Annotated in this window: 17 protein-coding genes; 8 read left to right on the top strand and 9 right to left on the bottom strand. The window is 63.3% G+C overall.

The window, feature by feature from the left end:
• Positions 1 to 160: 160 nt before the first annotated feature.
• The 4 genes from AC1DYJ_RS02515 to AC1DYJ_RS02530 all read left to right on the top strand — a co-directional run bounded on the left by AC1DYJ_RS02515 (position 161) and on the right by AC1DYJ_RS02530 (position 6,575).
• On the top strand, positions 161 to 2,509 hold the full coding sequence (locus AC1DYJ_RS02515; protein WP_477425926.1) for a GumC family protein: 2,349 nt from the start codon (positions 161 to 163) through the stop codon (positions 2,507 to 2,509).
• 329 nt (positions 2,510 to 2,838) lie between these two features.
• Positions 2,839 to 3,738, top strand: coding sequence for a bifunctional methylenetetrahydrofolate dehydrogenase/methenyltetrahydrofolate cyclohydrolase FolD (folD, locus tag AC1DYJ_RS02520; RefSeq protein WP_477279690.1), 900 nt, complete (start codon positions 2,839 to 2,841; stop codon positions 3,736 to 3,738).
• A gap of 53 nt (positions 3,739 to 3,791) precedes the next feature.
• Entirely contained in the window at positions 3,792 to 4,754 is a 963-nt protein-coding gene (locus AC1DYJ_RS02525; RefSeq protein ID WP_112561945.1) for a GlxA family transcriptional regulator, read from the top strand.
• 150 nt (positions 4,755 to 4,904) lie between these two features.
• Positions 4,905 to 6,575 (top strand): vWA domain-containing protein, encoded by a 1,671-nt coding sequence (locus AC1DYJ_RS02530; RefSeq protein ID WP_477279693.1) that lies wholly within the window; start codon positions 4,905 to 4,907, stop codon positions 6,573 to 6,575.
• Between the two features lie 67 nt (positions 6,576 to 6,642).
• Here AC1DYJ_RS02530 and edd read toward each other — a convergent pair whose 3' ends face one another.
• The 3 genes from edd to zwf form a co-directional block, all read right to left on the bottom strand.
• Positions 6,643 to 8,466 carry a phosphogluconate dehydratase gene (edd, locus tag AC1DYJ_RS02535; protein ID WP_477279695.1) on the bottom strand — a complete coding sequence of 608 codons (1,824 nt, stop codon included), beginning with the start codon at positions 8,464 to 8,466 and terminating at the stop codon, positions 6,643 to 6,645.
• A 66-nt stretch (positions 8,467 to 8,532) separates the two neighbouring features.
• Positions 8,533 to 9,249 (bottom strand): 6-phosphogluconolactonase, encoded by a 717-nt coding sequence (gene pgl, locus AC1DYJ_RS02540; protein WP_477279697.1) that lies wholly within the window; start codon positions 9,247 to 9,249, stop codon positions 8,533 to 8,535.
• Entirely contained in the window at positions 9,231 to 10,700 is a 1,470-nt protein-coding gene (gene zwf, locus AC1DYJ_RS02545; protein ID WP_477279699.1) for a glucose-6-phosphate dehydrogenase, read from the bottom strand. Before zwf ends, pgl begins: the two co-directional genes overlap by 19 nt.
• Positions 10,701 to 11,022: 322 nt before the next feature.
• Between zwf and AC1DYJ_RS02550 the strand changes: the two genes are divergently transcribed.
• The 3 genes from AC1DYJ_RS02550 (at position 11,023) to AC1DYJ_RS02560 (ending at position 14,622) form a co-directional block, all read left to right on the top strand.
• Entirely contained in the window at positions 11,023 to 11,769 is a 747-nt protein-coding gene (locus AC1DYJ_RS02550) for an SDR family oxidoreductase (RefSeq protein WP_477280200.1), read from the top strand.
• Between the two features lie 180 nt (positions 11,770 to 11,949).
• A complete protein-coding gene (locus AC1DYJ_RS02555) occupies positions 11,950 to 13,245 on the top strand; it encodes a Mur ligase family protein (protein WP_477279701.1) in 1,296 nt (431 codons plus the stop codon).
• Positions 13,246 to 13,326: 81 nt separating this feature from the next.
• Positions 13,327 to 14,622, top strand: coding sequence for a Mur ligase family protein (locus tag AC1DYJ_RS02560; protein WP_477279703.1), 1,296 nt, complete (start codon positions 13,327 to 13,329; stop codon positions 14,620 to 14,622).
• A 33-nt stretch (positions 14,623 to 14,655) separates the two neighbouring features.
• On the opposite strand, the gene AC1DYJ_RS02565 is transcribed toward AC1DYJ_RS02560, so the two are convergent.
• The 3 genes from AC1DYJ_RS02565 to AC1DYJ_RS02575 all read right to left on the bottom strand — a co-directional run bounded on the left by AC1DYJ_RS02565 (position 14,656) and on the right by AC1DYJ_RS02575 (position 18,642).
• Complete coding sequence (locus AC1DYJ_RS02565) at positions 14,656 to 15,519, bottom strand: SH3 domain-containing protein (RefSeq protein ID WP_477279705.1); 864 nt, start codon at positions 15,517 to 15,519, stop codon at positions 14,656 to 14,658.
• Positions 15,520 to 15,794: 275 nt separating this feature from the next.
• Complete coding sequence (locus AC1DYJ_RS02570; RefSeq protein WP_477279707.1) at positions 15,795 to 17,081, bottom strand: NAD(P)/FAD-dependent oxidoreductase; 1,287 nt, start codon at positions 17,079 to 17,081, stop codon at positions 15,795 to 15,797.
• A gap of 124 nt (positions 17,082 to 17,205) precedes the next feature.
• Positions 17,206 to 18,642: a glutamine synthetase family protein gene (locus AC1DYJ_RS02575; protein WP_477425928.1), complete on the bottom strand. Its 1,437-nt coding sequence runs from the start codon at positions 18,640 to 18,642 to the stop codon at positions 17,206 to 17,208.
• A gap of 172 nt (positions 18,643 to 18,814) precedes the next feature.
• Here AC1DYJ_RS02575 and AC1DYJ_RS02580 point away from each other — a divergent pair, with 172 nt between their 5' ends.
• Positions 18,815 to 19,522 carry an HAD family hydrolase gene (locus AC1DYJ_RS02580; RefSeq protein WP_477279710.1) on the top strand — a complete coding sequence of 236 codons (708 nt, stop codon included), beginning with the start codon at positions 18,815 to 18,817 and terminating at the stop codon, positions 19,520 to 19,522.
• 40 nt (positions 19,523 to 19,562) lie between these two features.
• On the opposite strand, the gene AC1DYJ_RS02585 is transcribed toward AC1DYJ_RS02580, so the two are convergent.
• The 3 genes from AC1DYJ_RS02585 to aceA form a co-directional block, all read right to left on the bottom strand.
• Positions 19,563 to 20,024 (bottom strand): response regulator, encoded by a 462-nt coding sequence (locus AC1DYJ_RS02585; RefSeq protein ID WP_477279712.1) that lies wholly within the window; start codon positions 20,022 to 20,024, stop codon positions 19,563 to 19,565.
• Between the two features lie 276 nt (positions 20,025 to 20,300).
• The gene (locus AC1DYJ_RS02590; protein WP_006202762.1) at positions 20,301 to 20,543 is read right to left on the bottom strand and encodes an SMc00767 family acetate metabolism repressor; all 243 of its coding nucleotides are present in this window, start codon (positions 20,541 to 20,543) and stop codon (positions 20,301 to 20,303) included.
• Positions 20,544 to 20,595: 52 nt separating this feature from the next.
• Positions 20,596 to 21,885 (bottom strand): isocitrate lyase, encoded by a 1,290-nt coding sequence (gene aceA / locus AC1DYJ_RS02595; protein ID WP_477279714.1) that lies wholly within the window; start codon positions 21,883 to 21,885, stop codon positions 20,596 to 20,598.
• Between the last annotated feature and the right edge of the window lie 65 nt (positions 21,886 to 21,950).

Consider the following 21,950-nt stretch of genomic DNA (forward strand, 5'->3'; position numbering starts at 1 on the left):
TTCTGACCACCCTTTCTACGCACTCGACAATGTGCGGCGGACGCGAGAAACTTGGGCTTCGGGTCAAGGAAATTAACCTTTTGTTTCCCATGTCTGTTTAGCGTGGCTTAACGATTGGCCGACCGCCGCTCCCAAGCCGCCAAGGGTAAAGTTTCGAGACATGGTCGACAGGGAAAACCGTGAAGACTGGAGGCGCGAGCGCTCCCTCCTGGCGCTCGGCAGGGCTGTGCGCGGCGACGAGGCGGCGGATGCATCGCCGGTTTCGATCGGCGACCGGGCCGATCCGTCATGGCGCGAAGACGCCGCAACGCGTCACCGGATTGCCCGCTCGCAGCGCGAGGCGCAGTCAAACGCCTCACGCGAAGCGGCGCCCGAGCCGCCGCGAGCCGACCGCGGACCCGTTTCGGGCGAACCGTGGTCGTCGGCAGACGATGCCGTTCGCTACCAGCAGGCCAGGCCATCTGAGGCGTCTGGCTTCAGACCGCGTGACGAGGCGGCCCGTTTCGAAGCCTACCGCTCGCAAGCCGCTTACAGGCCCCGCTATGCCGACGAGCAGCGGCGGGACCGCGACGATGACGACGATCAGCAATGGAAGCCGCTGATCGACCCGCTGCAGGTCGTCCGCGGCATCACCCGGTCCAAGCTGCTGATTGTCTCGACGACGATACTGGGAACGGTGCTCGGCGTCGCCGTCGCCGTTTCGACGCCGAAGAAATACGAAGCCACCACCCAGGTGGTCATTGAGCCGGGTGACCTGAAGCTTTCCGACAACGATCTCACCCAACCGGTCGGGCAGCCTGATGCGGCGCTGGCCGTCGTCGAAACCCGTATCAAGATGGTGACGTCAGGCAAGGTCCTCGACAAGGTCGTCGCCGATCTCAATCTCGTCGCCGATCCGGAGTTCAACGGACAGGGTTCCGGCGGCCTCGGCGTCATGTCGCTGATCCGCTCGATCCTGTCGCGCCAGGATGGACCTGGCGGAGCCGGTGAAGCGCGCCGCCAGGCGCTGGCGGTTGGCAATCTGGCCAAGAGCCTGTCGGTGGAGCGCAGCGGCAAGAGCTTTGTCGTTTCCATCGGCGCCACCACCCAAAGTGCCGACAAGTCGGCGGAGATCGCCAACACGACGAGGGACGTTTTCCAGCAGGAGGCGGCCCAATACCAGTTCGGGATGGCCGGACGCGCGACGGACCAGCTGACCGCCAAGCTCGATGACCTGCGCAAGGATGTCGAGGCGGCCGAGCGCAAGGTCGAGGATTTCAGGGCCACGCATGATCTCGTTGACGCGCAGGGCCACCTGATCAGCGACGACCAGATGCTGAAGCTCAACGAGCAGCTCTCCGTCACCCGGGCCCGCACGCTGGAACTCAATGCCCGCGCCGCGTCGGCGCGTTCGCTGGACRTCAATTCGGTTATCAACGGCACTCTGCCGGAAGAAATCAACTCCAACACGATGAGCGAACTGCGTGCGCAATATGCAGCGTTGAAGCAGGAGGCCGACCGCGCCGCCGTGCGTCTGGGGCCGCGGCATCCCGAATATCAGGCGCTCGATGCCCAGCTCGACGGCTCGCGCGAGCGCATCGCAGGCGAACTGCGCCGCATCGCCTCGTCGCTGCAGGTCGACTTGAAGCGCTCGGTCCAGCTTGAGCAGGATCTTGCTTCCCGCCTGGCCCAGGCAAAGGTCCAGAGCGGCGACGTCAACAGCGATCTGGTCAGCCTGCGCGAACTGGAGCGCGATGCGACCGCCAAACGCTCTGTCTACGAACAATATCTTCTGCGCGCCAAGCAGACCGGCGAACAGGTAAAAATCAACACCACCAACATCAATGTGCTGACCGCAGCGCAACCGCCACTCGAACCCAACGGACCGTCGCGGGCTGTGATCGCGCTTGCGGGCCTGCTGCTTGGCCTTGCTTCCGGCATCGGTCTCGGTGCAATGCGCGGCGCCTTTGCAAGCCTGCGCGACGCCACCGGTTCGCGTTCGCGCGGCAGAATGGACGAGCGCCGGCCACCCGTCGAAGACAAGGTCTATCGCGCGCCGCTGCCTGTGGCGCCACCTGCAGCACCTCTGGTGTTGCCGGTCGAGGCCGCTCCCGCCGCCCGCGGCCCAGGTCTGTTCGGCGGACTGTTTTCAGCGATGCGCAAAGCCACGCCAGGCAGCGGGACATCAGGGGAACGGCCCGTCGAGACCTACGGCGCCCAACCAGCCGCCGAATACGCAAGGCCGGCGCAGGAGCCCGTAGGCTATCGTCAGCCGGACTTCCGGCACGAGGCTCCGCACGCCTATGAGCAGCAGCCCGGCTACGCGCAACCCGGCCGACCGGCTGACTACGCCTATTCGCAGGCCCGACCGATGCCGGCAGCGCACGAGAGTTGGTCTTCCCCGCAGCCGGCCGAGGCGCCGTCGGACGACCAGCAGGCGCAAATCGACGATATCCGCGCCGGCCTGCGCGAATTTCGCGAGGCGGTGCGCGAACTCACCGAAAACCGTTCGCGCCGCCGCTATTTCTGAGCAACTCCAGGAAAAGTGCATCGCGGTTTTCCGTCCGGAATTGCGTCAAAACAACAGGCAGAGCGGTTCAGCCTTTCCGTGAAGGGATGAGCCGCTCTGAGCCCGTCAGCACACAATAAAAGCTGCCGGTTTCGAGTTAGCGGCATCTGACGGCGCTTTGACGGGATTGCCCGGGCCAAATTTCGTGAAAATGCCGCGCAGCATGGCGCTCAAAAAGCGCTGCCGTCGGGCTTGACCCGAATGGGCGGAACGTTTGGAACAACGACATGCGCGAAACAATGTCCAAGGCGCGCGCGGCGCCCTGGCTGGAATGATGTCGAGGATGGTTCATGGCCGAAGTGATTGACGGAAAGAGCGTCGCCGAAGACGTGGTTCAGAAGGTCAAGGCCTTGACCGCGGACCTGATCGCCAAGGGCAAGGCCAAGCCCGGCCTGGCGGTGGTCATCGTCGGCGAGGATCCGGCAAGCCAGGTCTATGTCGCTTCCAAGTCGCGCACCGCCAAGGAATGCGGTTTTCATTCGCTCCAGCACACGCTGCCGGCCGACACGTCCGAAGCGGCACTGCTGAAGATCATCGGCGAGCTCAACGCCGATCCGGCCGTCAACGGCATTCTGGTTCAGCTGCCGCTTCCCGGCCATATCGATGCCGGCAAGATCATCCAGGCCATCGCGCCGCAAAAGGATGTCGACGGCTTCCATTTCATCAATGTCGGCAAGCTCGGCACCGGCGAACTCGAAACCGCCTTCGTGCCCTGCACGCCGGCGGGTTCCATGCTCTTGATCGAACGCGTGCGCGGCAAGGACCTTTCCGGCCTCAATGCCGTGGTCGTCGGCCGCTCCAACATTGTCGGCAAGCCGATGGCCAATCTTTTGCTTGCCGCCAATTGCACCGTTACCATCGCCCATAGCCGCACCAAGGACTTGCCGGCGCTGGCCCGCACCGCCGACATATTGGTGGCTGCCGTCGGCCGGCCCGAAATGGTCAAGGGCGACTGGGTCAAGCCGGGTGCCACCGTCATCGATGTCGGGATCAACCGCATTCCGGCGCCCGAGAAGGGCGAAGGCAAAACCCGCCTCGTCGGCGACGTCGCCTATGCCGAAGCGGCGAAGGCCGCCGGCGCCATCACGCCGGTGCCCGGCGGTGTCGGACCGATGACCATTGCCATGCTGATGGCCAATACGTTAGCCTCAGCCTACCTTGCGGCCGGCTTGAAGCGGCCCTCCTTCTGACCCAGAAAGCAGCTTCTTTGCCGAACCCCATTATTCCCTCTGAACGGCCGGTCATGGATGATCCCGTTCAAGGCGGCCGGCAATTCGCATTCCTGCTGGTCGACAAGTTTTCGATGTTTTCGCTGGCCGCGGCGATCGACACCTTCCGCTCGGCCAACCGCCTGCTCGGCCGCGATTTCTACGGCTGGACCACGGTCTCGGCCGACGGCGATCCGGTCATGGCCTCCAACGGCCTGCCGCTCAAGATCGACTATGCCGTGGCCGACCTGCCGCCGGTCGACATCCTGTTCGTGTCGGTGGGCCTGTCGATCGAGTTCCCCGGCAAGAGCAAGGTGCTGGCGGCGCTGCGCAGCTGGGGCCGGCGCGGCAACGCGCTCGGCGCGCTGTCGGTCGGTTCTTATCTCCTGGCCGAAGCCGGCCAGCTCGAAGGCTATCGCTGCACCATCCATTGGGAGAATCGCGCCGGCTTCGTCGAGCGCTTTCCCGACATCAATTGCACCGGCAACGTCTTCGAGATCGACCGCAAGCGCTACACCTGCGCCGGCGGCACCACCTCGATCGACCTGATGCTGGAGATCGTGCGTGGCGATTTCGGCTCGAACCTCGCCAATGGCGTCGCCAACCAGTTCCAGCATGAGCGCATCCGCTCCGCCGGCGACCGCCAGCGCGTCGGGCCGGAGCGCGACCTGACGGGCAAGTCGGAGAAGCTGAGGCGTATTGTCGAACTGATGGCCGACCATCTCGACGAACCTTTGTCGGCGGTGCAGCTCGCCAAGTCGGCAGGCCTGTCGGTGCGCCAGGTCGAGCGGCTGTTCCTGCGCCATCTGAGCGTGACACCCGGCCGCTACTACATGCGGCTCAGGCTCGAGCGGGCCCGCGAATTGCTGCGCCAGACCAACATGCCGATCCTCGATGTGGCCATTGCCACCGGCTTCACCTCGCACTCCTATTTCGCGCAGAGCTACCGGCTGCAGTTCGGCCGTCCGCCCTCGGAGGAGCGGCGCACCACCTACTGATGCAGTGTTTGAGCCGGCCTCGGAACAGGCCTTGGCCGGGGGCCGATCCTGTTACACTGCAACCGTTCGTGACACGCTGCGGGCTTGTGTCAGAACGCGCCGTCAAATAGCTTCCGGCGCGGACCAGAGGGCGGCCTCAAGGAGATTTCCATGGCGGGACTTTTGCGGAGCGTCGCTGCGGCGCTGCTCCTTTTGTCGATGACGTCGCTCGGCTTTGCCGCGAACAAGGTCATCATCATTCTTGACGCTTCAGGCTCGATGTGGGCCCAGATCGACGGCAAGCCGAAGCTCGAAATCGCCCGTGAATCGCTCAGGACCGTGCTGCAGTCGGTCCCGGCCGACGACGAGATCGGCTTCATGGCCTATGGCCACCGTGAAAAGGGCAGCTGCGAGGACATCGAGCTGATCGTGCCGCCGCAGGCGGGCTCGGCCAGTGCCATCTCGGCCGCTGCCGACAGCCTGAAATTTTTGGGCAAGACGCCGCTGACCGCTGCCGTCAAACAGGCGGCCGAAGCACTGAAATACACCGAGGACAAGGCGACCGTCGTTCTCATCACCGACGGGCTTGAAACCTGCGGCGGCGATCCGTGCGCGCTGGGCAAGGAGCTGGAAGCCTCGGGCGTCGACTTCACCGCAGACGTCGTCGGCTTCGGCCTGACCGCCGACGAAGGCAAGCAGATCGCCTGCCTCGCCGACAACACCGGCGGCAAATACATCCAGGCTTCGGACGAGAAGGCGCTGCAGGAAGCGCTGGTCGAAACCGTCGCCGCGCCGGCCCCGGCACCCGCGCCTGAACCCGCGCCGGCTCCGGCTCCAACCCCGGCGCCCGAGCCGGCAAAGCCCGAATTCAATTTCATTCCGAGCGTGGTCATGGCCGAAGGCGGCGATCCGATCACCGACGGCAATGCTTGGGAGGTCTACAAGGCCAAGTCCGATGGCACGCGCGGCGAGTCCGTCACCACCCAGTACAACAGCTACGAGGCCAATCTCGAGCCGGGCGACTATATCGTCGTCGCGCGCGCCGACGAGGCTCAGGTGGAACAGAAGGTCAAGATCGAGGCCGGTCAGGTCTACAAGCCGCTCTTCACCTTGAACGCCGGCACCATGCTCATCCATCCAAAAGCCTACCAGGGTGCCGATATCAGCGATGAAGCCCATGTCGACTTCGCCTTCCCGGGCGGCAGCACCACCCACTATGGCGATACCAAGATCATCGTGCCGGCCGGTGAGCAGAAGGTGAAGGTCGAGATCGGCAGCGGCTCGGTAAGCGAGACCATCCAGCTCGCCGCCGGCCAGACCGTCGAAAAGGATATCGTCGTCGGCGTCGGCCATGCGGTCGTCAACGCCTATTACACCGCAGGCGGCGACAAGGCCGACTCGTCAGGCATCAGCATTCAGATCGTCAAGGCCAAGAAGAAGATCGACGGCTCGCGCGAAGATGTCGCCCATTCCTATGGCCCTGACAGCAAGTTCTGGCTGCCGCCGGACGACTATGTCGCGGTCACCGCGCTTGACCTCGCGACCGTCGAGCAGCCGTTCAGCGTCAAGGCTGGCGATGTCAAGGACGTCAAGGTGACGCTCGATGCCGGTGTGCTAGCCATGTCGGCGCCGGGCGCCTATTCGATCGAGGTGCTGTCATCGAAGAAGGACATCCAGGGCAACCGCAAGGCACTTGGCCTGAGCTATGGCGACACCTGGCAGCAGACCATTCCGGCCGGCGACTATGTTGTCGTCCGCCACATGTCCGGTGAAGGCCAGGACAAGGAAATGCCGGTGACTGTCAAGGCCGGCGAACGGAGCGAGGTTACGGTCCAGCCGTAATTAACGTTTTATCCCAAACGAAAAAGGGCGGCTTGAGCCGCCCTTTTTGTATCGCGTGAATGATGGCTCAGGCGGTGCCGAAAGCGCTGGCGCCATGATCGGCGCGGCCGACCAGCTGGCGGAAACCGGCGAACAGCTCACGGCCGAAGCCGAACTCGTTGCCGATGAGATCGATGTCGGCCGTGCGGCGCAGCGCAAGCTCCGGCCCCGGCACCAGCACTTCCAGTGTGCCGGCGTCGGCGTCGAGCCGGATGATGTCGCCGTCATGGATACGGGCGATGGGCCCTTCCTCGACCGCTTCCGGCGTCACATGGATCGCCGCCGGCACCTTGCCGGAAGCGCCCGACATGCGCCCGTCGGTGACCAGCGCGACGCGCTGGCCGCGATCCTGCAGGATGCCGAGCACAGTGGTCAGCTTGTGCAGTTCCGGCATGCCGTTGGCCTTCGGCCCCTGGAAGCGGATGACGGCGATGAAGTCGCCGGTGAGCGTGCCGGCCTTGAAGGCTTCGTTGAGACCTTGCTGGCTGTCGAACACTTTTGCCGGCGCCTCGATGACGCGGCGTTCCGGCTTCACGGCCGACGTCTTGATGACGGCGTGGCCGAGATTGCCGGCCAGCACTTTCAGGCCGCCGGTCGGCTGGAAGGCCTTCTTGAACGGCGCCAGCACTTTCTCATCGCCGCTCTCAAGTGGCGAGGCCTCGCGCACCACGCTGCCGTCTTCGCCGAGCCTGGCCTCGACCGCATAGGGCCGCAGACCTTCGCCCCACACCGTCTGCACATCCTCATGCAGGATGCCTTCGTCGAGCAGTTCGCGGATCAGGAAGCCAAGCCCGCCGGCGGCGTGGAAATGGTTCACGTCGGCAAGCCCGTTCGGATAGACGCGGGCGAGAAGCGGCACTGCTTCCGACAGGTCGGAAATGTCCTGCCAGGTCAGCGTGATGCCGGCGGCTGCCGCCATGGCGATCAGGTGGATGGTGTGGTTGGTCGAGCCGCCGGTGGCGTGCAGGCCGACCACGCCGTTGACGAAAGAGCGTTCGTCGATCATGCGGCCGACCGGCGTGTAGGCGTTGCCGAGCGCGGTGATCGCCAGCGCCCGCTTCGTCGCCTCACGCGTCAGCGCGTCGCGCAGCGGCGTGCCCGGATTGACGAAGGAGGCGCCGGGCGTATGCAGGCCCATGATCTCCATCAGCATCTGGTTGGAGTTGGCGGTGCCGTAGAAGGTGCAGGTGCCCGGCCCATGGTAGGATTTGGACTCGGCTTCGAGCAGTTCGGCGCGTCCGGCCTTGCCTTCGGCATAGAGCTGGCGAACCTTGGCCTTCTCGTCATTGGGCAGGCCCGTCGTCATCGGCCCGGCCGGGATGAACACCGCCGGCAGATGGCCGAAGGTGAGGGCCGCGATCACCAGTCCCGGCACGATCTTGTCGCAGACGCCGAGATAGACGGCGGCATCGAACATGTTGTGCGACAGGCCGACCGCGGCCGCCATGGCGATGATGTCGCGTGAAAACAGCGACAGCTCCATGCCGGGCTGTCCCTGGGTGACACCGTCACACATGGCCGGCACGCCGCCGGCGACTTGCGCGATGCCGCCAACTTCCTTCGCGGCTTCCTTGATCAGCGCCGGATATGTCTCGAACGGCTGATGCGCCGACAGCATGTCGTTGTAGGAGGTGATGATGCCGAGGTTCGGCACCTTGTCGGCGCCGAGCGCCAGCTTTTCAGACGGGCTGCAGACGGCAAAGCCATGCGCGAGGTTGCCGCAGGACAGCACCGCCCGGTTGGCGGTGCGGTTCGAGGCCTCGGCGATGCGGCCGAGATAGCGTTCGCGTCCGGCTTTCGAGCGCTGGCGGATGCGTTCCGTGATGGCTTCGATGTCGCGTCTGGCTGTCATGGCGGTCAATCCTTTCAAGCCCCGGAGAACGTCCTCCACCGTCTGCCGGGACTATGGCAGTTGAAATCAGGGCGCCCAGAACACCTCTACGGGCTTGGGCGAGGCATCGATCACGGCGCGGATAGGCTTGTGCTTTCCCGGTCCCATCGCATCCTCGAAGGCGGTAAGCTTGTCCTCGCCTTCGATATGCAGCGCGATGAAGCCGGCGGCGATGATGCGCGCCATCGAGAGCGTCAGCCGCGGCTCGCCGCCGCTCGGTGCATGCACCGGCAGCACGATTCTGCGCGAAGCAGGATCGAGCAAGGCGGGAAGATTGTCGGCATCGGGAAAGAACGACGCGGTGTGGCCGTCGCCGCCCATGCCGAGCACGACGACGTCGAGCGGCCAGGCCAGTGCCTTGAGTGCCGTGTCGTCGGACGCTGCGGCGGTCTCGATGCTTGCAGCCTCATGATACATCGGCACGAAATGCGCGGCTGCGGCCGCGTTCTGGAGCAAGTTGGCGGCAACCAGCCCGGCATTCGAGCGTGGCGAGGAGGCCGGCACGAACCGTTCGTCGACCAGGGTGACCGTCACCTTGTTCCAGGCGATCGGAATCGCCGAAAGCGCTGCAAAGAACTTCGCCGGCGTGGTGCCGCCGGAAACGGCGAGCAGGCCGCCGCCGCGCTCGTCGATGGCCTTGGTCAGCCGCGCCGCGACATTGCCGGCAAGGGCTGCCGCCAGGTCCTGGCGCCCGGCAAAGCCGTTCCAGTTATAGGCGGGCTCGCTCAATTGCTCTCGTGCCATGTCCGCCCGTCGCGTTCGATCAGCGCAATCGAGGCCGAAGGGCCCCAGGTGCCGGCCGTATAGCCTTGCGCTTCCTGCCTGGCGCTTTCCCAGGCGTTCTGGATCGGATCGATCCACTTCCATGCCGCCTCGACCTCGTCGCGGCGCATGAACAGCGTCTGGTTGCCGCGCACGACATCCATGATCAGCCGTTCGTAGGCATCGGGCGCGCGACCGTCGAACGACGTTGCGAAGCTCATGTCGAGCGGGATCTGGCGCAGCCGCATGCCGCCCGGACCCGGATCCTTGATCATGATGAACTGCTTGACACCTTCGTCGGGCTGCAGCCGGATGACCAGCTGGTTGGCGAAGATCGGTCCCGCGCTCTCGTCGAAGATCGAGAAGGGGATCGGCTTGAACTCGATGACGATTTCCGAAACCCGGCTTGCCAGCCTTTTGCCGGTCCTGAGATAGAACGGCACGCCGGCCCAGCGCCAGTTGCCGATTTCGGCCCTGATGGCAACGAAGGTTTCGGTGGTGCTGTCCTTGCCGAGTTCCTCGACATAACCCTTCACCGCGCCGCCGGCCGACGCGCCGGCACGGTACTGGCCACGCACCGTATGCTTGGGCGCCTCGTTGCCGTTGATGCGCTTCAGCGCGCGCAGCACCTTGAGCTTCTCGTCGCGCACGGCATCCGCGTCCATCGAGGACGGCGTTTCCATGGCGACCAGGCACAAGAGCTGCAGCATGTGGTTCTGCACCATGTCGCGCAGCGCGCCAGCCTTGTCGTAATAGGTGACGCGGTCTTCGAGACCGACGGTTTCGGCGACCGTGATCTGCACATGGTCGATATGCGCGGAATTCCACAGCGGCTGGTAGAGCGCATTGGCAAAGCGCAGCGCCATCAGGTTCTGCACCGTCTCCTTGCCGAGATAGTGGTCGATGCGGAAGATCTGGCTTTCGTCGAAATCGTCACCGACGGCGTCGTTGAGCGCGCGCGCGGAGGCAAGGTCGCGGCCGATCGGCTTTTCCAGCACGATGCGCGAATTCGGCGTGATCAGCTTGTGCTCTTTCAGCTTGTGCGAGATATCGCCGAACAGCGCTGGCGCCACAGCGAGATAGAAGGCGCGGATGCGGTCGCTGTCGCCGATCGCCTTCTTCAATTTGTCGAAGCCTGCGCCGGTCGTAGCGTCGGCCGGGATGTAGGACAACCGGGCAAGGAACGTCTTCAGCTCCTTGGGGTCGATATCGGCCGGCTTGACATGATCGGAAATCGCCTGGCTGGCGAAAGCCTGGAATTCGGCGTCGGTCATCTTCGAGCGCGACGTGCCGATGATGCGGGTCGGCTCGGAAAACTGATGGTCGCGCTGGCGATGGTAGAGCGACGGCAGGAGCTTGCGTTCCGACAGGTCGCCGGTGCCGCCGAAGATGATGAAGTCGAAAGGATCGACGGGGATGATCTGGCTGGTCATGGTCTGTCCGCTTTGACGCCGCTCGCTGTGACGCGGCTGATATAATCTAATCGATTTAAATTATCCAGTGCCATGGTGTCACATCAAGGACCAATCACTCCATATTGATTCGGTCCAAATGTGCCTTGACACTGGCTGCCACCCGGAGGCTTGTCGTTGTCAGAGGGTCCCGGGGAGCTTTCGCACCTGCAACATAGAGCGGGAATGTGACGAAAGCTAATGCATGTCGCTCAAAAGTGGCCCCGGTTTTGAGAGGTCGACATGCATCGAAACAAAGAGAGAAATTCACTTGCGAGGTGATCTTGGAATGAGCGGGAAAAGCATGCGTCTGGAAAACAAGGTTGCCGTCATAACCGGTGCTGCGGCGGGCTTCGGCGAAGGCATGGCCAGGCGCTTTGCCGAAGAGGGCGCCAAGGTCGTCGTCGCCGACCTCAACGCCAAGGGCGCCGAGCGTGTCGCCGCCGAGATCGGCGAGGCCGCGATCTGGACGCAGACCGACGTTTCGCAGCGCTCTGAATTCGACGAGATGGTCTACGCCGCCAAAAGCGCCTTCGGCCGCATCGACATCATGGTCAACAATGCCGGCTATACCCATCGCAATGGCGACATGCTCGACGTCGACGAGGCGACCTTCGACCTGATCACATCCGTCAACATGAAGGCGATATACCATGCCGCACTTGCCGTGGTGCCGATCATGGAGCGGCAGGGCGGCGGCGTCATCCTGACCACGGCTTCGACCGCGGGTCTCAGGCCGCGGCCGGGCCTCACCTGGTACAATGCGTCGAAAGGCTGGGCGATCACCGCCACCAAGTCGATGGCGGTCGAGCTCGCGCCGAAGAACATCCGCGTCAACTGCCTGTGCCCGGTCGCCGGTGAAACCGCCATGCTGGAGAAATTCATGGGCACCGACACGCCCGAAATCCGCGAAAAATTCCGCGCCTCGATCCCGCTCGGCCGGCTGTCGACACCGCTCGATATCGCCAACGCCGCGCTCTGGCTCGCTTCCGACGAAGCCGCCTTCATCACCGGCGTGGCGCTGGAGGTCGACGGCGGACGCTGCATCTGAGCCATTCAGGGGAAGTAGCCCTCTGTTCGCAGGCATGGCAGGCACAGCAACGTTGGGAAGACTTCGCATCGGTTCGCCGGCCGGCCAAGGAACGAACAGTTGACGTCGTCACGCCAGGCCCCAGTTTGACTTCACGATCCACCGAAAGGCATAACGGATCGTGGATGGTGTTGGCGGGTGATGAGGAACAGGCGGCAGAAAAGTCGCAACGATCTGGGCTGGCGGCTGCGGCTTTACCTCGCCAGACGTGCGCGGGCGAGAAGCAAGGCGACGTTCATTGGCATTACCGGAAGTTCCGGCAAGACGACGGCGGGAAGCCTGCTTGGACATATCCTGGCGGGCCACGGTTCGGTCTATACACAGGTTCTGGCCAACACGATGAAGCTGTTGGTCTCGACGCTATCCAGGCGAATGGGGAAGGGCGGCAAAGCCGACTACGTCGTGTTCGAGGCTGGCGCCTCCGGTCCGGACACAATCAGGCCAATGGCCGAGTTGCTTCGCCCTGACGTGGCTGTTGTCACGATGGTCCGGCTGGAGCATCGTGCCAGTTTCAAGACCCTGGAAAACGTCGCGCATGAAAAGAGCGCATTGGTCGCGGCGCTGGAGCCGGGCGGCTTCGCGATGCTCAATGCCGATGACCCACATGTGCTGGGCATGGCCTCGGTGAGCGATTGCCGGGCCGTCACATTCGGCACATCGGAGCAGGCGGATTATCGCGTCAGCGATATCGAGGCCGCCTATCCCAAGCCGTTGCGATTCTCCCTCCATTGGCGCGGCGGTGTGCTCGACATCAAGACGCCGTTCCCCGGCGCGCATTTCTGGCTGCCGACGGTCGCGGCCGCGGCAACCGCTCTGGAGCTGGGAGTGCCTCCGCAGACCGTAAAAGACAGGACTGCGACGTTCCAGCCCCTGGCGAACCGCGGTCAGGTGCTCGTCCCCGCCGGCGGCCCCCACTTCATCGTGGACGCCGCAAAGGCGCCATGGCATTCGCTGACCCTTGCTTTCGACATGGTAGCCAGGTCCACATTCGCGCGAAAACGCATCGTTCTTGGCCAGCTATCGGATTTTGCCGGCTCGAATAACAAGTATGCCCAAGCTTATAGCGGTGCGCGCGAGATCGCTGACCAGGTGATCTATGCCGGCGATCACGCCCACCGCTCAAAGGCAAACCAGGCTGATCGCGACAGCGGCCGCTTCGTCGAACTGCGCACGGCAAAGGAAGTATCGGACTATGTCGCACAAACCGCGCAGCCGGACGAGCTGATCCTGATCAAGAGCTCATCCAGCCTTCACCTCGAACGTGTCGCACTTGCCTGGACCCACAACGTCCAGTGCTGGGTTCCGGTATGCGGCAAGACCGAGGGATGCGAGCAATGCGGCCTCTATGAAGTGCCGTTTGAGCAGCACCGCGAATTTGTGGCGCAGAGAAAATCGAAGCGCCGCAAGCTGAGACTGCTGCGGCTTCTCGGTCGCTAAAGTTATGGCCCGAGCGCCAGTACCGTTTGACTCCAGAATTTGGCACGACGCATATAAGGCTGTGCTAAAAACCGGCGGGTTGTGAAACTGGAATTCCGGAAAATTCGCAAGGACCTGGGTTGGGCGCTGCGACGGCTGCAGGCGCGCTGGGTGCGAGCGCGTAGCAAGGCGACGTTCATCGGCATTACCGGCAGCTCCGGCAAATCCACATCCACCAGCCTGCTTGCACATTTACTGGGCGCCCAAGGCAAGGTGCATCTCCAGGCCCAGGCCAACACGATGCCTGCGCTTATTCGGACGCTCTACAAGCGCCTGAGGAAGGCCGGCAAAGTCGATTACGTCGTTTTCGAAGCCGGCGCTTCCGACTTCGGCTCGATCGGCGCAATGGCGCAGATGCTGAAGCCAAGCGTGGCGGTGGTCACGATGGTCCGGCTGGAGCACTTCGGTAAATTCAGGACTCTGGACGCTGTGGCGGCAGAGAAGCGGGCGCTGGTCGAGGCAATCCAACCCGATGGACTTGCGGTTCTCAATTGCGATGACCCACTGGTGCTCGGTATGGCGTCTGGCGCGAAGTGCCGAATTGCGACCTTCGGCCAATCCGTAGAGGCAGACTACCGCGTGAGTGATGTGTATGCCGCGTATCCGGAATTGCTTCGGTTCACCCTTCATTGGCGCGCTGGCAGCTTGACTGTTCAGGCGCCTTTTCCCGGCGAGCAATTCTGGCTGCCGACTGCAGCGGCCGTTGCCACCGCCTTGGAACTTGGCGTCCCGCCGGAGACAGTTGCGGCGCGAACGGCATCGTTTGAACCGTTACCCAACCGCTCCACCGTGCAAGTGGTACAAGCAGGTCCGCAATTCCTGGTCGATACGGCCAAAGCGCCCTGGCACTCGCTCAACATCGCCCTGGAGATGATTGCAAAGGCCAAGGCCACTCGGAAGCGCATCGTGCTTGGCCAGATATCCGACTACGCCGGCTCGTCGAGAAAGTACGGCACGACCTACAAGATCGCGCGCGAAATCGCCGATCAGGTCATCTACACCGGCGACAATGCGCATCGCTCGCGCGCCAGCCAGGCCGACCGTGACAGCGGCCGTTTCGTTGAGCTTCGCAGCGCCAAGGAAGTTTCGGATCATATCAAACAGACGGCAGTCCCAGGAGAACTGATCCTGCTGAAAAGTTCGTCCAACCTTCATCTGGAAAGGATCGCGCTCGCCTGGACGCACGATGTGAAATGCTGGATCCCGGTATGCGGCAAGCCAAAAAGCTGCCAAACGTGTGGCCTTTATGAAGTGCCGTTCGAGGAACACCGGGATTTCGTAGCGAAGCGCAGACTTGCTCGCAGAAGGCACCGTTTCAGATGGCTGCTCGGCGGCTGACCAGAAACTGGCAGCTTCGATGACGTCGTTATCTCACGCCCCGGTCTTGATGTAGCTCTTGTAGATCCAGCCGCGCTTGCCGTTGTAGACGATCTGGCACCATTTCTTGCAGCTCACCACCTGCACCGACGCCTTGGCGGGCACCGTACCCATGGCGGCGGCATTCTTCTGCGGGCCGGTGCGCATTGTCACCGTCCTGAGAATACGTCCGGTGCCGGCGGCAGCGGCCACCTTCTGGGGCTTGGTCTTGGCCTCGTCCGTTGCGGCGGAAGATTGCGCGTCCGGCAGTTGCGGCTTTGGCGTCGGGATCGCGGCGGTTTCGGCGCCATCGGTGTGCCCGTCCTTCGCTGCGGGGTCTGGTGCGGCAACCTTGGACAGTTGCGTGGTGGCATCGCTCTGCGCCGACGGTTCCTCATACGCTGCCGCATCTGACGGTTTGGCGGCAGCCTGCTCAGCCGCGGCCTGGTCGGACGGTGTTGCTGCGGGGTCGCTGTTCGATTGCGGCGCAGTCCAGCGCGGATCGTTGGCCGCCAGCGCCGGTATCGCGGCCGCCCCGGCAGCCACCGTCGTTGAAACCGCGTCGCCCTTGCGCGCGGCTTGCGGCGCCGCTGCCACGGCAACTGTCGTTGCGGGCGTGACCGGGGCGATCTTGGTTGTCTTGACCGGAATGGTCGGAACGTTCTGCTGTGTGCTGGCGACCGCTTGCCGGTCGTTGGCCGGCAACGCCAGCCAAAGCGCGATACCCGCCACGCCAAGCAGCGCTGCGGTGCCGACTGCGGCGATCACCAGATGCGAATTCGTGCGCACGCCCTGCCAGAAGGAGGGCCGCATGTCATAACCGAATTGCATGGCAAAGCGCCGACGTTCCGGCGCGCCGAAACTGAAGGGCTCGTTCACTCTTGCCACCTCCAAAAGGCGGGCCGGTGTTCTTTCGATCAGCGCCAGTAGTGCGGCATTCGATCGGCATCGGTCCCAACAACAAAGCGGGCAAGCCCGCAGAAATCCCCGTTCAATCGCCCAGAACCGGCATCCTTTGCCCTTGATTGTGGCATCAGTGCGCCCTTGGGAGGAATTCTGCGCCCTTGTTAAGGATTCCGCAACGTCTCGCTACGGCAACCAACATCTCAATAGAATCAGCCCGGTATCAGCCGGGCCGATATGAGATACTTTCCCTATATTCGATCCCTCAGGGCAAACCAGTTGAGCGCCAGGAACAACAATGGCGTTCTAAAGCGCCGGCCGCCGGGGAAGGCCGGGATTTTCAGGTCCTCGATCAGCTTCAGCCGGTCGCGATTGCCGGCGACGGTCTCGGCATAGAGCTTGCCGAAGAAGTTCGACAGCATGACGCCGTGGCCGGAATAGCCGCCGGCAGAGATCACATTGGGCATCACCTCGCGCACGAACGGTTTTCTCGGCACGGTGATGCCGACATAGCCACCCCAGCCATGGGTGATCTCGACATCTCGGAGCTCCGGATAGAGTTCCGCGATCTGCCGGCGGATATGGATATGGATGTCCTTCGGATCGTTGACGCCGTAGACTTCGCGCCCACCGAACAGCAGCCTTCCATCCCTGGATTTGCGGAAATAGCGCACCACGAACCGGGAATCGTCGACCGCTTCGCCGCCCGGCAGCACTTTCGAATCGACGCCCAACGGCACCGTCGCGCCGATGAAGGAGCCGATCGGCATGATGTGCGCGGCACTCACCGGCTCGAGCGTGCCGCCATAGGCATTGACGCCGATCAGGCATTTCTGCGCGGTGATCGTGCCTCTCGGCGTCGTGACTTTCACCGTGCCGCCGCTGGACGTGATGCCGGTCGACGGCGTCTGTTCGAACAGATGGGCGCCCGCCGCTGCCGCCACTTTTGCCGTGCCGATCACCAGCTTCATCGGGTGGATGTGCCCGGTGCCGGTGTCGCGGGTACCGCCGAAGTAGCGCGTGGAGCCCAGCCGCTCGGCCGTTTCCCTGGCATCCATGAAGGCGATATGCGGATAGTTGAAGCGGCTCGCCATGATCTCGGCATGCGCCTTGTAGTCGTCGACGTAGCGCTGCTTGTGCGCCACCGACAGCTGACCCGGCATATAGTCGATATCGATCTGGTTGACGGCGGCGAATTCGAGCAGATGCGCCTTGGCTTCCTCGGCAAGGTCGAACAGCGCCTTGGCGCGGGAGAAGCCGTATTCCGCCTCCAGCTCCTCGGCCCACGCGCGCTGGCCGGTGCCGAGCTGGCCGCCGTTGCGCCCGGAGGCGCCGTCGCCGAAGCGATACGCCTCGATCAGAACGACGTCCGTTCCGGCCTTGGCAAGATGGGCGGCGGCGGACAGGCCCGTGAAGCCTCCGCCGACAATGACGACATCGCATTGGCGATCACCGTCTAGCGAAGGGTATTCAGGTCGGAGGCCGGCCGTATCCTCATACCACGAGCGGCCCGGAGAAATCGGAGATTGATAGGTCATGGGAACGCCAATGAATCCAATGAACGGTGAATAGTGAATGGCTGCGAGAAGACGAGTCTTCTGCGCTCATCCATCCAAGATGAAACTACTCACCATTCACTGTTCACCATTCACGCATCGCCGCCTAAACATTCAGCAACAAGTACTCCCGCTCCCACGGGCTGATCACTTCCATGAAGGTCTCGAATTCGGCCCGCTTGATCGCCGCATAGGTGGCGGCGAAGGACTTGCCCAAAAGGGCGCAGAGTTCCTCGTCGCCTTCGAACAGGTCGACGGCCTCGAGCAGCCCGCGCGGCAGGTCGATCTCGTCTGCGTTGGCGGTGGTCAGCACCGGTGGCTCGGCCTTGATCTTGTTGGTCATGCCGATCAACCCGCAGGCAAGCGACGCCGCCAGCGCCAGATAGGGATTGGCGTCGGAAGACGGGATGCGGTTTTCGACACGCCGCGCCGCCGGGTCCGAGCGCGGCACGCGGAACGCCGTGGTGCGGTTGTCATAGCCCCATTTGTTGTTGACCGGGGCCGAGGCCGATTGCGTCAGCCGGCGGTAGGAATTGACGTAGGGCGCAAACATCACCAGCGCGTTCGGCACATGCTTCTGCATGCCGCCGATGAAATGGAAGAAGTCGTCGGTTTCCGAGCCGTCCTCGGCCGAAAAAATGTTCTGGCCGGTCTTCTTGTCGATGATCGACTGGTGGATGTGCATGGCCGAGCCCGGCTGCCCCTGGATGGGCTTGGCCATGAACGTGGCGTAGATCTCGTGCTTCAGCGCTGCCTCGCGGATGGTGCGCTTGAACATGAACACCTGGTCGGCAAGCTCGATCGGGTCGCCGTGACGCAAATTGATCTCGAGCTGGCCGGCGCCCTCTTCGTGGATCAGCGTGTCGATCTCCAGGCCCTGGCTCTCGGAGAAATGGTAGATGTCGTCGATCAGTTCGTCGAATTCGTTGACGCCGGCGATCGAATAGCCGGCGCCGCCGCCGATCGCCCGTCCCGAACGCCCGACCGGCGGGGTCAGCGGATAGTCCGGATCGGGATTCTTGCGCACCAGGTAGAATTCGATCTCGGGCGCCACCACAGGCTTCAGCCCACGCTTGTCATAGGCGGCCAGCACGCGTTTCAGCACATTGCGTGGCGTGAACTCCACCGAGCGGCCGTCCTGATGGACGAGATCGCAGATGACGGCGGCCGTCGGGTCTTCTTCCCACGGCACCACGGTCAGCGTCGACAGATCCGGCATCAGCTTCAGGTCGCCATCGTCTTCCGGATAATGGAAACCGTTGCCATCCTCGGGATAGCCGCCCGAAATCGTCGTCATGAACACCGCCGAAGGCAGCGCCAGCGAGGTGTTGGAGGTGAACTTCTTAGACGGCATMATCTTGCCGCGGGCGACGCCCGCCTGGTCGGGGGTGATGCATTCTATGTCTTCGATGCCGCGCCATTCTAGCCAGGCGCTGACTTCCTTCCAGTTCTTCACGCCGCGTTGGTTTTTCACGAAGGCAGGCGTGCGGACGCGTCCTCCGCGGCTCGACGGACGGACTTCCTTTTTTGCAGGCGGCATCATTCACCAGTTTGGGTTGCGGATTTCGCAGTATAGCCGGGGCGGGTGATGGAAGGGAAGGGGAGGCCGCCTAGATGAGAATTGCGTCAAACAAGGACGTTCGCCTTCCTGGTTGAAAATCGCTCCGCGCAGATTAGGGTCGGCCTCCCGCAGATCGAGCAGCAGAAGACACCGCATGCCCGGCAAATTGACCACCATCGGCTTCGATGCCGACGACACGCTGTGGCAGAACGAACAGTTCTTCCGCACGACCGAAAAGCGCTTTGCCGCACTGCTCGCCGACCATGGCGAGGCTGAGCACATCTCGGCGCGGCTGCTCGAGGCCGAAAAGCGCAACCTTGCCGTCTACGGCTTCGGCATCAAGGGCTTCACCTTGTCGATGATCGAAACGGCGATCGAGGTCACCGAGGGCCGTGTGCCGGCCTCGACCATCGCCGAAATCCTGGCCGCCGGCCGCGACATGCTGGGACATCCGGTCGAGGCGCTGCCGCATGCGCGCGAGACCGTGGAAAAGCTCGCCGGCGCCTTTCATCTGGTGCTGATCACCAAGGGCGATCTGTTCGATCAGGAACGCAAGCTGGAAGCCTCCGGCCTCGGCGACCTGTTCGATGCCGTCGAGATCGTCAGCGACAAGAGCGCCGCCACCTACGCCAGGATCTTTGGCCGCCACGGCAGCCCGCAGGACAGCATGATGGTTGGCAATTCGCTCAAGTCGGATGTGGTGCCAGCCATCGAGGCCGGCAGCTGGGGCGTCTATATCCCGCACGAACTGACCTGGGTGCTGGAGCATGTCGAGCCACCGGTCTCGGCACCGCGCTTTCGGCAGATTGTTGATCTGGGCGAGCTGCCGGCTTTGATCGAAAGCATCGACAGCAAAGGTTGACCGCCTTGCCTCGTTTCAGACAGTGAGGCGCGGAGTGCGGTCAGCCGCGCCCGAGGCCGATCAGCCGGTCGATCACCGGCTGCAGCCTTTCGGTGGTGATCGGCTTGGTCACCACCACGTCGATCACGCTGGACAGGCCGAGGCTTTCGGGCGTGCCGGTCTTGGTTGAAAGCAGGATCACCGAAGGCAGCGACCGGCCCGACGCGCGCCGCAAGGCGCCGATGGCCGACATCAGTGCGTCGCAGTCCTTGTTGTCGGCGCCGCCGTCGAGAACGACCGCGCCCGGACTAAGGGTGCGCAATGTCTTGGTCGCCATTTCGGGCGACTCGGAGATCGGCTTCAGCCCGGACTTCTCGACGATCTTCGACACCACAACCCGGTTGATCGGCGATTTTCCGACCACGAGCACGTGGGAGAAATCCGTTGATATCTCGGAGTTCGCATCCCTGCCTGTCGAATTCAGATGTTTGGCGGTGTCGGTCTCGCGATTCACAGGGCACATGGGCGGGGCGGGCACTCGGCGCTGCTTCAATGCAGGGTTGAAATATGAGAGCCAATTGGCGCGAGATCGCGCGCCATGTCAAGCTGAAATGGCGGAGCTGGGAAATATAGCCGGAAATATTAAGACCCAGAACTAAGGTCTGATTTCAAACTGTAGTTGAGGGCACGATCAAAAGCGAAAGTCACCCGCGCTGAAAACGCGCGAGTGACGTTGAAATCGGCCAGTGCACGACCGTGTCGGAAGATTCCGCAAGCACAAAGCTTCCGTAAGGGAAGATCATCCGTGGCTCTGCTGGGTGACGATCACCGGGATCAGCAGGTCGCCCCAATTGCCGTCGCCGCCATGATGCCGGGCCGAGCGCACCAGTTCCACCGAGACGCCCGCCTCGACGGCCTTCATCACCGATTGATTGAGCCTGTGCAGGTCGTTGGCCAGCATGCGGATGGTCGCCTGCTGGTCGACGCTCATGGTGGTGGACTGCTCTTCTGCACGTTCCTTGACGCGGCTTATCGATGCCATTTTCTTCTCCTATGTCCCTTGCCCTTTTGGGCGTTTCCTCTGTTGGTTGCTGCTATTCCGCTGCCGGTTTGAACTGGGCGTGCTCGGTCGATTCATGCATGGCGGTGGTCGAGGACTGGCCGCCGCTGATTGCCATCGACACCGCGTCGAAATAGCCGGTGCCGACCTCGCGCTGGTGTTTGGTCGCGGTGTAGCCGTGGACTTCGGCCGCGAACTCGGCTTCCTGCAGCTCGGAATAGGCCGCCATTTGCCTTGCCTTGTAGCCGCGCGCCAGTTCGAACATGCCGAAATTGAGCTGGTGGAAACCGGCAAGCGTGATGAACTGGAACTTGTAGCCCATTGCGCCGAGTTCGCGCTGGAACGTGGCGATCGTCGCGTCGTCGAGGTTTTTTTTCCAGTTGAACGACGGCGAGCAATTGTAGGCGAGCAGCTTGCCCGGGTGATGCCTGCGCACGCCCTCGGCGAACTTCTTGGCCTGCGCCAGGTCGGGCTTGGAGGTTTCGCACCAGATCAGGTCGGCATGCGGCGCATAGGCAATGGCGCGCGCGATGCACGGCTCGATGCCGTTCCTGACCTGGTAGAAGCCTTCGACCGTGCGGCCGGCGTCATAGTCGACGAAGGGCTGGTCGCGCTCGTCAATGTCGGAGGTCAAAAGCTTGGCTGCTTCCGCGTCGGTGCGCGCCACGACCAGCGTCGGCGTGCCCATCACATCGGCCGCAAGGCGCGCCGCATTGAGGTTGCGGATATGCGCAGCGGTCGGGATCAGCACCTTGCCACCGAGATGGCCGCACTTCTTTTCCGAGGCCAGCTGATCCTCATAGTGGACGCCGGCGGCGCCCGCCTCGATGAACGCCTTCATGATCTCGAAGGCGTTGAGCGGGCCGCCGAACCCGGCCTCCGCATCGGCGACGACCGGCGCGAACCAGGTATCGACCGACAGGCCGTTGCCTTCCGAGGTCTCGATCTGGTCGGCGCGCTGCAGCGTGCGGTTGATGCGCTTGACCAGTTCCGGCGCCGCATTGGCGGGATAAAGCGACTGGTCCGGATACATGGCCGACGCGGTGTTGGCGTCGGCGGCAACCTGCCAGCCTGAGAGATAGATTGCCTTCAAGCCTGCGCGCACCTGCTGCATGGCCTGGTTGCCCGACATGGCGCCGAGCGCGTTGACGAAGTCTTCCTCGTGGATGAGCTTCCACAGCCGGTTGGCGCCTATTTCGGCAAGGCTCTGGCGGATCTGGACCGAGCCGCGCAGCCGCTTCACGTCGTCCGGCGAATAAGGCCGTTCGATGCCGTCGAAGCGGCCTTCGGGCGCCGAGGGGACGAGGTTGTAAAAATCGGTCATTGGTCACTCCAGATCAATCGATGTCAGTATCTTGCAACGCCGCATCACTCATGGCTTTGCGTCGT

Source organism: Mesorhizobium sp. P2_B11 (assembly GCF_056404855.1).